We start from the raw sequence: 12,301 nt of genomic DNA on the forward strand, positions 1-12,301 counted from the left end.
TCCCCTGGCCGGGCGGACTGCGTGAATGGCATATGCCAGCCGCATGTGCGCTTCCGGTCCGGGGTGCGTGGGACGCTACCGAGAGGCCGGAATCGGTCAGACAAAGATCTGAAAAGCTGCCCGTGACACACGGGTGGTGTGTTCGAATGGCCCGGTCGTGTACCCAGCGGACGGTCGACGAGCGCGCGGCGGGCGACGTACGGACGACAGCGGACAACCGACAGCGAACAGCGGACAGATAACAGAGTTTGAAATCTGTCATCTGTCCGCTGAACCCCGTCGGCTGTCGCCTGTCAGCTTGTCGCCCGCCTACCGCAAGCCGCCCGTCAGTCGCCCGGCGTCACCCGGATCCGCATCGGGCTCGCCGCCCGCAGCGTGATCCCCTGCGCCAGCGCCACCCGCCGGTCCACCGCCTCCAGCTCGAAGTCCCGCAGCAGCACCCCCAGGGCCAGCACGGCCTCCAGCATCGAGAAGTGCTGACCGATGCAGGCCCGCGGCCCACCGCCGAACGGGAACCAGGCGTACCGGTGCCGCGCCCGCTCCGCCTCCGGCAGGAAGCGGTCCGGGTCGAACCGCTCCGGCTCCTCCCAGTGGTCCGGGTGCCGGTGGGTGACCAGCGGCGCGACGACCACCTGTGCCCCTGCCGGGATCACGTACCCGTCGATGACGGTCTCCTCGACCGCCCGCCGCCCGCCCAGGGCCGCCGACGGGTAGAGGCGCATCGCCTCCTTCAACACCCGGGTGATGTACGGCAGCGCGTCCAGGTCCGCCGCCGTCGGCGCCCGCCCGGCCAGGACGGTCCGCGCCTCCTCCCGGGCGAGCCGCCGCTGTTCGGGGTGGATCGCCAGCAGGTGCAGCGCGAAGGCCAGCGCGGTGGCCGTGGTCTCGTGCCCGGCGAGCAGGAACACAAGGACCTGGTCGCGGAGTTCGGCCGGGTCGAGCCGCGCGCCGTCGTCGTCGCGGGCCCGCCCGAGCAGGGTGAGCAGGTCGTCCGCGGCCTCGTCGTCGCCGCGCGCGGCCCGTTCGGCGATGATCCGGTCGCAGACCCCGTACAGCGCCCGCTGGGCCTCGGTGCCGCGCCGGTTGGCCGGGGTCGGCCAGGTGCGCGGAAGGCGGACCGGGGCGTAGCCGCGCTCCTTCACGTACCCGCCGAGCACCGGGAAGCTGTGGTGCACCACCGCGATCGCCTCCTGCACGTCGGCGCCGAAGAGGATGCGCGCGACCGCCCGCAGCGCGAACCGGGACGTCTCCTCCGCCGCGTCCACCACCCCGTCGGGCACCGCCCGCCAGCGCTCGACGAGCGACTGCGCCTCCTGCGCCAGCGCGTCCGCGTAGCCGTCCACCCGGCGCCGCGTGAACAGCGGCTGTATCATCCGTCGTTGACGCTGGTAGTCGGCGTCCTGGCTGGTCAGCAGCCCGTTGCCGACACTGGTGCGCAGTTCGTCGTAGAAGGAGCTCTCCTTGCGGAAGTTGGCCGCGTCGCCGGCCAGCACCTGGCGGACGCCCTCCGGCGAGAACACCCCGTAGAAGTCGGCCCGCAGCCCGGGCGGCCCGGCCTGGAAACGCACCACGTCGCCGTGTTCGCGGTGGGCCGCGAGGTAGCTGCGCAGCGGGCGACGGGTGAGGTCGAACAACGATCCGACCAGACGGTTCCCGGACGGTACGGGTATCGCGGAGGTGGGGGCGGGCACGAGCCCGGGGGCGCGCACGGGGATGACGTCGGTGGCCATCGGCACTCCTTCTGTACGGGGATGCGCCCGCCGTCTCTCCCGACGGGCAGTCAGCACCGAGAGGAGCCGCGCCCGGACCCGCCCGACCGGGCTGATCCGCCCGGTCGGATCCGGACCCGTCTCACTCGTATTCGGTGCCCCCCTTGCGGGTCAGGTAAGCGTCGCTGACCACTTTGGCGATCGCCCGCCCGCCGAGCACCGGGCTCCACCGCTCGGTGACCGGCCGCACCACCACGCCCTCCCGCAGGTGCAGTTGACGTCCGGAAACGGTCTCCTTGCCCCGGGCGAACGCCAGCACGGTCTCCGGGTCGAACGGCCCGCGCCACAGCTCCGGAGCCAACGGCAGCTCACCGTCCAGGAGTTCTACTGACGACAGCCAGTTCAGCTGTCCGTCGATCAGGGCCGACACGTCGAAGGCCGCGTAGCCGGGGCGCTCGCTGCGCGCCGAGGCACCGTAACCCAGGTCCTGCACCCCCTCGCCGAAGACCTCGCCGAAGATGCCGACCCGCTCGGCCCCGAGGCGCTCGGCCAGCCGCGCCGCCACCTCCGGGATGCCGTACGCCCGCACCGCCCGCCAGTACAGGTTGCGCTCGTCCTCGGCCAGCGCCAGCCCCTGCGCGCCGATGCCCTTGGAGGACACCTGCACCTCGCCGGTGGCGGCAAAGTACGTGACCAGGCAGCAACTGCCGTGCAGCTTCTCGGTCAGCACCACGGGCTCGCCCGGCGCGAAGACGTCGGGGTAGCGCTTGAGGTTCTCGATGTCCACCCAGGGCAGCAGGTCCGGCGCGCTGACCACGTCGCCGCTCATCGACGTCGGCACCGGCGGCTGCCACTTGACGATCCCGAGCAGCTCGGCGAAGTCCTCGCCGCGCTCGGCCGCGGCGGCCAGGTCGGAGCCGGCGAGCGCGGCGGGCCGGCAGACGATGCCCTGGGACAGCTCGCCGCGCAGCCGTACCGCCTTCACCCGGTTCGCCCGGGTGCCGGCCAGCTTGCCGGTCAGCCCCAGCTCGTCGATCAACCCCTCGGGGAGGACGGCCTGTTCGGGGATGTAGACGGCGTGGTCCCCGGTCCGGTAGGCACCCTTCGCGACCACCGCGCGGTAGAGGCCGACCTGGGCGAGCTCCAGGGCATCGGCGTTCGGGTGCTCCAGGATGACCAGCTTCTCGGCGGTGACGCGCAGCGTGGACACGGACGGACCCCTCCCCTTGGTTCGGCCGCGGCGGCGCCTCTGAGCGCCCCCGGCCGCATGTACGGACAGCGACCACTGTGACCGTCCGGCCGTTTACGGCGCGACACAATTTCCGCGCGCCCCTTACGGCGCACGCACGCCGGGGGCGCACGCCGGGCACTCACGCCGGGCACTCACGCCGGGCACTCACGCCGGGCACTCACGATCCCGGACGCGCCGTTCCACGCCAGTCCGAGGGCCGCCACCCGGCTGTCACCGGCCGCCACCCGCCGGCATCGGCCTGCGCCGTGCGAACCGACAGGGGGTTCATCACTCGCATCTGCGGCACTATGATCGCGGTAATGGCCGCACCTGCGATCAGGCCTCCGCGCCCCTTCCGGCGCGCACCCTGGAGGGGAAGCACCGATGAGCACCCGCACGCCGACCACCCGCAGACTCGCCGTCGCCACCGCCGCGGCCCTCGCCCTCGGCCTCGGGGTCACCGCCTGCGGCAGCGGCGGCGGCTCGTCCTCCGGTTCCGCGGCCTCCTCGAGCACCTCCCCGAACGCCGCCGCGGACGCGGGCGGCGCGGGCGGCGGCGTCCCGAAGGCCGCCGGCACCGTCACGGTCTTCGCCGCGGCCTCGCTCAAGGAGACCTTCACCGAGCTCGGCAGGAAGTTCGAGGCCGCCAACCCGGGCAGCAAGGTCACCTTCAACTTCGGCGGCAGCTCCAGCCTTGCCACCAGCATCAACTCCGGTGCCCCGGCTGACGTGTTCGCCGCCGCCAGCCCCGCCACCATGAAGACCGTGAGCGACGCGGGCGGTGCGAGCGGACAGCCCACGACCTTCGTGCGGAACACCCTCACCATCGCCGTCCCCAAGGGCAACCCCAAGCACGTCGCGGGCCTCAAGGACCTCACCGCCTCCGGCGTGAAGGTCGCCCTGTGCGCGAAGGAGGTGCCGTGCGGCGCCGCCGCCCAGACCGCGCTCAAGGCCGCCGGTGTCGACCTCACCCCGGTCACCCTGGAGCAGGACGTCAAGGGCGCGCTCACCAAGGTCGAACTCGGCGAGGTCGACGCGTCCCTGGTGTACCGGACCGACGTGCAGGCCGATGCTGCGAAGATCGACGGCGTGGACTTCCCCGAGGCCGACAAGGCCGTGAACGACTACCCGATCGCCGCGCTCGCCAAGGCACCGAACAAGAACGGCGCCGCCGCCTTCGTCGCGTACGTCCGGACGCCCGAGGCCAGGCAGGTGCTGACCGCGGCGGGCTTCCAGGCGCCGTGAACGACCGCACTGCCGGCTCCGGGGCGAACAGCCGTCCGGGCCGGGACCAGCAGGCCCGCACCGTCGGCGGCGGCCCGGCAGGACCCGCGCAGGCCCTGCCGGGCGGCCGCCCGCGAAGCCGCCGCCCCCGAAGCCGTCCGCGAAGCCGGCCCCACAGCCGTCGCCCGCGCACGCAGCGCGTCCCGGTCGCACTGCTGCTCCCGGCTCTGCTCGGACTGGCCTTCCTGACCCTGCCGCTGGCCGGCCTGCTGATCCGGGCGCCCTGGAGCAGCCTGTCCGAGCAGCTCACCAGCGCCGCGGTCTGGGAGGCGCTGCGCCTGTCGTTGATCAGCGCGACCGCGGCCACCGCGGTGTCACTGGTCTTCGGCGTCCCGCTGGCCTGGCTGCTCGCCCGCACCGAGCTGCCCGGCCGGCGGGTGATCCGGGCGCTGGTCACCCTGCCGCTGGTGCTGCCGCCGGTGGTCGGAGGCGTGGCACTGCTGCTGGTGCTCGGGCGGCGCGGCATCGTCGGCTCCTGGCTGGACTCGGCCTTCGGCATCACCCTGCCGTTCACCACCACCGGGGTCGTGATCGCCGAGGCGTTCGTGGCGATGCCGTTCCTGGTGATCAGCGTCGAGGGCGCGCTGCGGGCCGCCGATCCCCGCTACGAGGAGGCCGCCGCGACCCTGGGCGCCTCCCGGCTGACCGCGTTCCGGCGGGTCACCCTGCCGCTGATCGCCCCGGGGATCGCCGCCGGGGCCGTCCTCGCCTGGGCCCGGGCGCTCGGCGAGTTCGGCGCGACGATCACCTTCGCGGGCAACTTCCCGGGCCGTACCCAGACCATGCCGCTGGCCGTCTACCTGGCCATGGAGTCCGACCCCCAGGCGGCGATCGCGCTGTCGCTGGTGCTGCTGGTGGTCTCCGTGGCCGTCCTGGTCGGCCTGCGCGACCGCTGGCTGTCGACGCCGTGACTTCGCCCGCACCGAGACACCGGAGACACTGGCCACACCGGAACACTTCGAACACCCTGGACACTTCGAACACGCTGGACACTTCCAACGCCCTGGACACTCCGGACACCTGGACGCCGCACCGATGAGCACCGCCAGCCGCCCCGGCCCCGCCCTGGACGCCCGTCTGAGGGTCGAGCGCCCCGGGTTCGCCCTCGACCTCGACCTCACCGCCGCCCCCGGCGAGGTGGTGGCGCTGCTCGGCCCCAACGGGGCCGGCAAGTCCACCGCCCTGCGCGCCCTCGCCGGCCTGCTCCGGCTCACCGGCGGCCACCTGCGCCTGGACGGTCACGTCCTGGAGGACCCTGCGCAGCGCGCGTACACCCCCGCCGAGGAGCGGCCGGTCGGCGTGGTCTTCCAGGACTACCTGCTGTTCCCGCACCTCAGCGCGCTCGACAACGTCGCCTTCGGTCCGCGCTGCCAGGGCCGCCCCAAGCGCGAGGCGCGGGCCGAGGCGGCGGCCTGGCTGGAGCGGATGGGCCTGACCGACCACGCCTCGGTCCGCCCCGGCCGGCTCTCCGGCGGCCAGGCCCAGCGGGTGGCGCTCGCCCGCGCCCTCGCCGTACGCCCCCGGCTGCTCCTGCTGGACGAGCCGCTGGCCGCCCTGGACGCCCGCACCCGGCTCGACGTACGGTCCCAGCTGCGGCGCCACCTGGCCGAGTTCGAGGCGGTGGCGGTGTTGGTGACGCACGACCCGCTGGACGCCATGGTGCTGGCCGACCGGCTCGTGGTGATCGAGGACGGGCGGGAGGTACAGTCCGGCAGCCCGGCGGAGGTCGCCCGGCGTCCGCGCACCGACTACATCGCCCGGCTGGTCGGCCTGAACCTGTACCAGGGCCGGGCCGACGGCACCCGGGTCACGCTCCCGGACGGAACGGTCCTGGCCACCACCGAGGAGCTGGACGGCCCGGCCTTCGTGGCCTTCCCGCCCTCCGCCGTGACGCTGTACCGTGAGCGCCCGCAGGCCAGCGCCCGCAACCTGTGGAAGGCCGAGGTCACCGGGCTGGACCTGCACGGCGACCAGGTCCGCGCCGAACTCGCCGGCGACCTGCCGCTGGCCGCCGACCTCACCCCGGCCGCCGTCGCGGAGCTGGAGCTGGCGCCCGGCGTCGCTGTCTGGGCCTCGGTCAAGGCGACCCAGACCCACGCCTACCCTGCCTGACAGCCCACCGCCGGAGCGGCTCCGGCAGGAGCCCTCCGGCGGGGCCGCTCCGACGGGCCGCCCCGACAGGCCAGCTTCGGCGGGCCGCTCCGACGGGGCCGCTCCGACGGGATCGAGCCGGCAGCGTCACTCCGCCGGTTCGACGAACCCCGACTCGTACGCCGCGATCACCGCCTGGGTGCGGTCCCGCGCGCCCAGCTTCGCCAGCACGCTGCTGACGTGCGTCTTCACCGTCTGTACGCCGAGGAACAGCTGCTCGGCGATCTCCCCGTTGCTGAGGCCGCGCGCGACCAGCCGCAGCACCTCCGCCTCGCGCTCGGTCAGCGCCGCCCGCTCCATGGCCGCCCGGGCGGTCGGGTTGCCGTGCCCGGCCGCCAACCGGCGGATCGCGGCCGGGAACAGCAGCGACTCGCCCGCCGCCACCAGCCGCACCGCCTGGGCGATCTCGGCCGGGCGGGTGCGCTTGAGCAGGAAGCCGTCGGCGCCCGCGCGCAGCGCCTGGTAGACGTAGTCGTCGTTCTCGAAGGTGGTCACGACCAGGATCCTCGGAGGGCGCTCCCCCGGTGCGCCGGGGCGCAGCAGTTCGCGGGTGGCCGCCAGGCCGTCCAGTACCGGCATCCGGACGTCCATCAGCACCACGTGCGGGCGCAACGCGCGGGCGAGGGCGACCGCTTCGGCACCGTCGGACGCCTCGCCGACCACCCGCAGGTCCCCCTGCGCCTCCAGGACGGCCCGCAGGCCGGCCCGGACCAGTTCCTCGTCGTCGGCGAGCAGGATGTCCGTCATCTCGGCGGCTCCTCCGGCCGCACCTCGGGTCACAAGATCGTTCGTCACGAGCCCAAGCGTAGGGGCAACCGGACGGTCAGCACCCATCCCCCGTTCCCCTCCTGCGCCTCGGCCGCCCCCGGCCCCGTCCCCTGCACCGACCCCGCTCCCGACCCCGTCCCCTTCCCCGTCCCCGGTGCCACTCCCCGCGCCGGTCCCGCCGTCGCCTCCCCGCCGAGCAGGGTGGCACGCTCGCGGATGCCGCGCAGTCCCTTGCCGCCCTTGCGCGTTGCGCCCCTGCCCGCGCCGTAGGCCGCCGGCCGATCCGCCCCGGCCGGTGAACGACCGCTTCCGAGTGGCCGGTTGGCGCAGCGCAGCTCCAACCGGCCGTCCCGTACGGCGATCCGGATGTCGATCGGCTCGCCGGGCGCGTACTTGAGCGCGTTGGTGACTCCCTCCTGGACGATCCGGTACGACTCGCGGGAGAGCACTCCGGGCAGGGTGCCGGGAGGCACCTCGATCCGTGCCTCCACCGGGCTTCCGGCCGCCCGGGCGGTGTCGAACAGCGCGGGCAGCTGGTCGATCCCGGGCTGTTCGGTGGCCGCGCCGTTCGCTCCGGCCGGAGTCTCGCGCAGCAGCACGAGGGTGCGCTCGAGATCCTCCATGGCCTGTCGGCCGGTCTCCTCGATGACTTCGAGCGCCTTGGCGACGAAGGCCGGATCCCCGACCTCGCGCGCCGCTCCCGCCTGGAGGACCGTCACCGTCAGGGCGTGGCCGATCGAGTCGTGCAGCTCCCTGGCCAACCGGTTGCGCTCCAGCAGCCGTTCGGCCCGCAGTTCCGCCTCGGCCAGTCGCTCCGCCGGCGACGGGCCCAACAGTCTTACTGCCATGGCGAGTTGGAGGCGCCCTGCGTACACCAGGAACCAGCCGAGGCCGAGTGCCGCCAACGGCGTGAACGGGAGGTACCAGAGGACGTCCGGACCGGTCAGCCGCTCGAAGGCCCCGGCGATCCCGAAGACCACGGGGAACCCGACCGCCGAACCGAGCGCGACCCGTCCGATCAGCCAGCCGGCCGTGCGCCGCCGGTCGGCCCAGGAACGGGAGGGCTCGGTGGCGATGTCCTCCTCGCGGTCGGGCACCAGCAGCAGCCGGGCCTGCACCCCCTCGGCCCGGCGCGCCGCCGGGATGAGCGCGGCGAGCGCGAGCAGCACGACGTCCGTCGAGACGCTCGCCATCAGGATCCCGCCGACGCCCTTGTGGTACGTCCCCGGATAGACCATCAGCACGACGCCGGCGAAGATCCACCCGACCAGCAGGTGCAGCAGTCGTGCGTACGTGGCGCCGGCCACCAGGGGCGCGACGAGCCTCGGCACCGCGCTTCCCGGCGCAACGCTCCCGGACACCGCGCTGTTCAGCGCTGCGATCTTGGACATTGGGCCATCCTGTCAGGCCGCCCCGGGCCCCGGCTCCCGCGCCGGTCTCCGGCCGGCTCCCTCTCGGGAGGGAGGCGGCTCCCCGCCCCGGCGGGATCCGCCGCACCGGACCGCTCCGGTCGAATGGAGCCACCGCCCGGGGACGACCACAGCGAGCCCCGGCGGAGACCGACGACAAGGCGAGACGAGACGAGGGGAGCGGGCCGTGATCGAGATCCAGGGCCTCACCAAGGAGTACGACGGCCGGCGCGCCGTCGACGACCTGACCTTCGAGGTCCGGCCCGGCGTGGTGACCGGCTTCCTCGGCCCGAACGGCGCCGGCAAGAGCACCACCATGCGCCTGGTCCTCGGCCTCGACCGGCCGACCGCCGGACACGCCCTGGTCGGCGGCCGGCCGTACGTCGAACTCCCCGACCCGCTGCGGACGGTCGGAGCGCTGCTGGACGCCCAGGCGCTGCACGGCGGCCGGACCGCGCACGGCCATCTGCGCTGGCTCGCCGCGAGCAACGGCCTGCCGGCCCGCCGGGTCGACGAGGTGCTCGGCCGGGTCGGCCTGGCGGACGCCGCCGGGCGGCGGATCCGGGGCTTCTCGCTCGGCATGCGCCAGCGCCTGGGGGTGGCCGCCGCACTGCTCGGCGACCCGCCGGTCCTGCTGCTGGACGAGCCCGTGAACGGCCTGGACCCGGAGGGCATCCGCTGGATCCGCACCCTGCTGCGCGGCTTGGCCACCGAGGGCCGGGCGGTGCTGGTCTCCTCCCACCTGATGACCGAGATGGCTCTCACCGCCGACCACTTGGTGGTGATCGGGCGCGGCCGGCTGCTCGCCGACGCCGCCACCCCGGAGTTCATCGACCGCCACGGCCGGACCCGGACCAGGGTCCGCGCCGTCGACCCGACCAAGCTCGCCGCCCTGCTCGGCAACCCCGGCCACGGCCTCGACGCCACCGAAGTCGGCGACGGCGCCTGGGAGGTGAGCGGCGCCGAACCCGAGCGGATCGCCGCGCTCGCCGCCGCCGGCGGCGTGGTGCTGTACGAGATCGCCGTGCAACAGGACTCCCTGGAGGAGGCGTTCATGCGGATGACCGCCGACAGCGTCGAGTACCGCGCGGAGGCCGCCGCGTGAACGCGCCCACCCCTGCCGGGACCTCTGCCACCGGGGCTCCTGCCGCCAACGCCCTGCGCGCCGAGTGGATCAAGCTCGCCACCCTCCGGTCGCTCTGGATCACGCCCCTGCTCGCCCTGGTGCTCACGGCGGGCGTCACCACCGCCGTCGGCGCGGCCCTCGGTGACAAGGACCACAGCCTCACCGGCGACCCCGGCGTCGGCATCTTCTACGGCCTCAACTTCGGCCAGGCGGCACTGACCTGCTTCGGCATCCTGCTGATCGGCCAGGAGTTCAACACCCGCATGATCGACTTGTCGTTCACCGCCGTACCGAGGCGGGGCCGTTTGTACGGCGCCAAGCTCGCGCTCGGCGCACTGGTCGGACTCGCGGTCGGCGCCGTCGGGACGGCGGGCGCCTTCGCCGGTTACGCGGCCACCGTTCCCGCCGAATGGGACGGGCCCGCCTTCGTCCGCACCGCCGTGGCCGGGGTGCTCTACCAGACGCTGCTGGTGGTGCTCTGCCTCGGGACGGCCGCCCTGCTGGGCAATCTCACCGCCGCCATGGGGCTGTTGGTCCCGTCCCTCTTCCTGCTCTCACCGCTGCTCAGCGGTGTCCCCGGGGTGCGGAAGGTGGTCCAGTTCCTGCCCGACCGGGCCGGCCAGTACGCCCTGCGGTACGCCGACGACCCGGCGGTCGCCTACGGCCACTGGACCGGACTGCTGATCATGGCGCTCTGGACGGCCCTGGCGGCGTACGGCGGGCTGCGGGCACTGCGACGCGCCAAGTGACCCGGAGCGAAAGGGACATGGGAGATCGGACATGGGATACCGGAGTTGGGAGCGACAATGAGCACGATGGCCGACGCCGTACGCGCCGAACGGGTCAAGTTCACCACCCTCCCCTCGCAGTGGGCGGCCCCGCTGGTCGCGCTCGCGCTGACCGTCGGGGTCACGGCGGCCGTCAACGCCGCCTACGGGGCGAAGGACCACACGCCCGGTGAGGACCCGGCCGGCGGGATCTTCTACGGGCTGCTGTTCGGCCACGTCGCGGTGGCCTGCCTCGGGATCCTGCTGATCGGGCAGGAGTTCAACACCCGCATGATCGGCACCTCACTCACCGCCGTCCCCCGGCGCGGTCGGCTGTACGGCGCCAAGCTCGTGCTCGGCGCCGGGCTGGGCCTGCTGCTCGGGCTGGCGTCGACGGCGGGCTCGTTCCTGGCCGTCGGCACCACCGTCGGCCTGGACCTCTCCACCCCGGGCCTGGCCCGCAGTTTCCTGGCCGGGGTGCTGTACCACCCGATGATGGTGCTGCTCTGCCTCGGACTGACCGCGATGCTGGGCAACTTCAGCGCCGCACTCGGCCTGCTGACCCCGATGGTGTTCCTGGGCACCACCTGGCTGGCCGCCATCCCCGGCGTCCGCGAACTGGGCCAGTTCCTGCCCGACCGGGCCGGCCTGTACGCGACCCGCACCCAATCCGAGCCGGGCGTCCACTACGGCCACTGGACCGGACTGCTGATCATGGCGCTCTGGACGGCCCTGGCGGTCTACGGCGGGCTGCGGGCGATGCGGCGCTACGAGCGGAGCTGACGACCGACGAGGAACGGCGAACGGATGACAGCTGACAGATTTCGAATTCTGTCAGCTGTCAGCTGTGATCCGTTATCTGTTCGCTGCAATCTGTGCGCCGCCGGCCCTCTGCCGCCGCCACCCCGTCACCGCAGTGCCGGGTGGTCCGCGATCACCGTGCAGCTGCCGGGGACGATCTCGGTGAAGCCCGCGTCCTGGACCACCGGCAGCCCGCTGCGCAGGAGGTCCTGCCACGTCTCCGGCGCGGCCGTCCGGACCGCGAGCGCGAACCCGGTCTCGGCCCACTCCTTGCGCTGTGCCTCATCGAGCCGCCACCACGCGAGCTGGGCGGCGTGCCCGGTCTGCGCCATCGTCTTGCCCGCGCTCATCTCCAGCTCGGGGTTGAGCCACAGCACCGGCAGCCCCGGCTCGGGCGTCCCGACCTCGGCCGTCTCCTCCAGGTCCGTCCCGGACACCTGGAGCTTGGCGAGTTCCTTCGGCCAGCCGTCCAGCGGGATCGGCGGGAACACCCGCACCTCGGCCTCCCGCCCCCGCACCGTGACGCCGGGCAGCTCGCCCGCCCGCCGCCACTCACCGCCCCGGGCCCGCCGGACCACCTTGCGGATCCGGGCGTCCTCCCAGGCGGCGACCCGCTCCGCCCACTCGCCGTCCACCTCGGTCACCCGGGGGTCGGCGAGCAGGGTGAGCACCGCCCGCGCCGAGGTCTCCAGCGCGTCCGTCCGGCCCGGCGGAGTCGCCCGCTCCACCCGGACGACCAGCGGCAGCACGTACTGCGGCCGCTCGTCGCGCTCCTCGCGCGACGGGGTGTCGCCGAGCTCCGCCGCCGGGGCGGGGGCCACGGCGGCCGGCGACGGGACCGAAGCCGGGGCCGGGGCCGGAGCCGTGGGCAGGGACGGGGAAACCGGAGACGAAGGAGCCGGGGCCGGAGCGGCGGAAGTCGGAGCGTCGGAAGGAGAAGTCACCCGACCAGGATGCCAGCCCCGCCCCGACCGACTCGGCCCGCCCCGTTCACCTCGACGGTTCGCCTCGACGGCGAGCCCCCGGCACTCGCCGTCCGAACCGCCGTACCACCG

Annotated in this window: 11 protein-coding genes; 6 read left to right on the plus strand and 5 right to left on the minus strand. The window is 74.0% G+C overall.

The genetic code is table 11. The features are described 5' to 3' along the window. Window positions 1-326: 326 nt before the first annotated feature. A complete protein-coding gene (locus ACWDBE_RS14995; RefSeq protein WP_449808206.1) occupies window positions 327-1,730 on the minus strand; it encodes a cytochrome P450 in 1,404 nt (467 codons plus the stop codon). 121 nt (window positions 1,731-1,851) lie between these two features. Further along, the gene (locus ACWDBE_RS15000) at window positions 1,852-2,919 is read right to left on the minus strand and encodes an RNA ligase (ATP) (protein WP_449808207.1); all 1,068 of its coding nucleotides are present in this window, start codon (window positions 2,917-2,919) and stop codon (window positions 1,852-1,854) included. Window positions 2,920-3,324: 405 nt separating this feature from the next. On the opposite strand from ACWDBE_RS15000, the gene modA reads away from it, so the two are divergent. The 3 genes from modA (at window position 3,325) to ACWDBE_RS15015 (ending at window position 6,336) form a co-directional block, all read left to right on the plus strand. Then, complete coding sequence (gene modA, locus ACWDBE_RS15005; RefSeq protein ID WP_449791635.1) at window positions 3,325-4,185, plus strand: molybdate ABC transporter substrate-binding protein; 861 nt, start codon at window positions 3,325-3,327, stop codon at window positions 4,183-4,185. A 95-nt stretch (window positions 4,186-4,280) separates the two neighbouring features. Beyond that, window positions 4,281-5,135, plus strand: a complete 855-nt coding sequence (locus ACWDBE_RS15010) for an ABC transporter permease (protein ID WP_449791668.1) — start codon at window positions 4,281-4,283, stop codon at window positions 5,133-5,135. 124 nt (window positions 5,136-5,259) lie between these two features. Further along, a complete protein-coding gene (locus tag ACWDBE_RS15015; protein WP_449808208.1) occupies window positions 5,260-6,336 on the plus strand; it encodes an ABC transporter ATP-binding protein in 1,077 nt (358 codons plus the stop codon). A gap of 126 nt (window positions 6,337-6,462) precedes the next feature. On the opposite strand, the gene ACWDBE_RS15020 is transcribed toward ACWDBE_RS15015, so the two are convergent. Together ACWDBE_RS15020 and ACWDBE_RS15025 are read right to left on the minus strand one after the other, a co-directional pair. Then, a complete protein-coding gene (locus ACWDBE_RS15020; RefSeq protein WP_392913935.1) occupies window positions 6,463-7,122 on the minus strand; it encodes a response regulator in 660 nt (219 codons plus the stop codon). Window positions 7,123-7,166: 44 nt separating this feature from the next. Beyond that, window positions 7,167-8,534 (minus strand): sensor histidine kinase, encoded by a 1,368-nt coding sequence (locus ACWDBE_RS15025; RefSeq protein ID WP_449808209.1) that lies wholly within the window; start codon window positions 8,532-8,534, stop codon window positions 7,167-7,169. A gap of 205 nt (window positions 8,535-8,739) precedes the next feature. Here ACWDBE_RS15025 and ACWDBE_RS15030 point away from each other — a divergent pair, with 205 nt between their 5' ends. Genes ACWDBE_RS15030 through ACWDBE_RS15040 form a run of 3 tightly spaced genes read left to right on the plus strand, consistent with a single transcriptional unit; the run spans window position 8,740 to window position 11,228 of the window. Further along, window positions 8,740-9,657, plus strand: coding sequence for an ATP-binding cassette domain-containing protein (locus ACWDBE_RS15030; RefSeq protein WP_449808210.1), 918 nt, complete (start codon window positions 8,740-8,742; stop codon window positions 9,655-9,657). Then, window positions 9,654-10,427 carry an ABC transporter permease gene (locus tag ACWDBE_RS15035; RefSeq protein WP_449791639.1) on the plus strand — a complete coding sequence of 258 codons (774 nt, stop codon included), beginning with the start codon at window positions 9,654-9,656 and terminating at the stop codon, window positions 10,425-10,427. Before ACWDBE_RS15030 ends, ACWDBE_RS15035 begins: the two co-directional genes overlap by 4 nt. 57 nt (window positions 10,428-10,484) lie before the next feature. Next, window positions 10,485-11,228: a hypothetical protein gene (locus ACWDBE_RS15040; RefSeq protein ID WP_449808211.1), complete on the plus strand. Its 744-nt coding sequence runs from the start codon at window positions 10,485-10,487 to the stop codon at window positions 11,226-11,228. Between the two features lie 125 nt (window positions 11,229-11,353). On the opposite strand, the gene ACWDBE_RS15045 is transcribed toward ACWDBE_RS15040, so the two are convergent. Then, window positions 11,354-12,067 (minus strand): peptidyl-tRNA hydrolase, encoded by a 714-nt coding sequence (locus tag ACWDBE_RS15045; protein WP_449808212.1) that lies wholly within the window; start codon window positions 12,065-12,067, stop codon window positions 11,354-11,356. Window positions 12,068-12,301 lie beyond the last annotated feature (234 nt).

The organism is Kitasatospora sp. NPDC001132, from assembly GCF_053598415.1.

What these genes read in the sequence shown, in the direction of transcription:
- ACWDBE_RS14995 (WP_449808206.1), bottom strand. Translation starts at nt 1,730, where the DNA reads ATGGCCACCGACGTCATCCCCGTGCGCGCCCCCGGGCTCGTGCCCGCC.
- modA (WP_449791635.1), top strand. Translation starts at nt 3,325, where the DNA reads ATGAGCACCCGCACGCCGACCACCCGCAGACTCGCCGTCGCCACCGCC.
- ACWDBE_RS15015 (WP_449808208.1), top strand. Translation starts at nt 5,260, where the DNA reads ATGAGCACCGCCAGCCGCCCCGGCCCCGCCCTGGACGCCCGTCTGAGG.
- ACWDBE_RS15020 (WP_392913935.1), bottom strand. Translation starts at nt 7,122, where the DNA reads ATGACGGACATCCTGCTCGCCGACGACGAGGAACTGGTCCGGGCCGGC.
- ACWDBE_RS15025 (WP_449808209.1), bottom strand. Translation starts at nt 8,534, where the DNA reads ATGTCCAAGATCGCAGCGCTGAACAGCGCGGTGTCCGGGAGCGTTGCG.
- ACWDBE_RS15040 (WP_449808211.1), top strand. Translation starts at nt 10,485, where the DNA reads ATGAGCACGATGGCCGACGCCGTACGCGCCGAACGGGTCAAGTTCACC.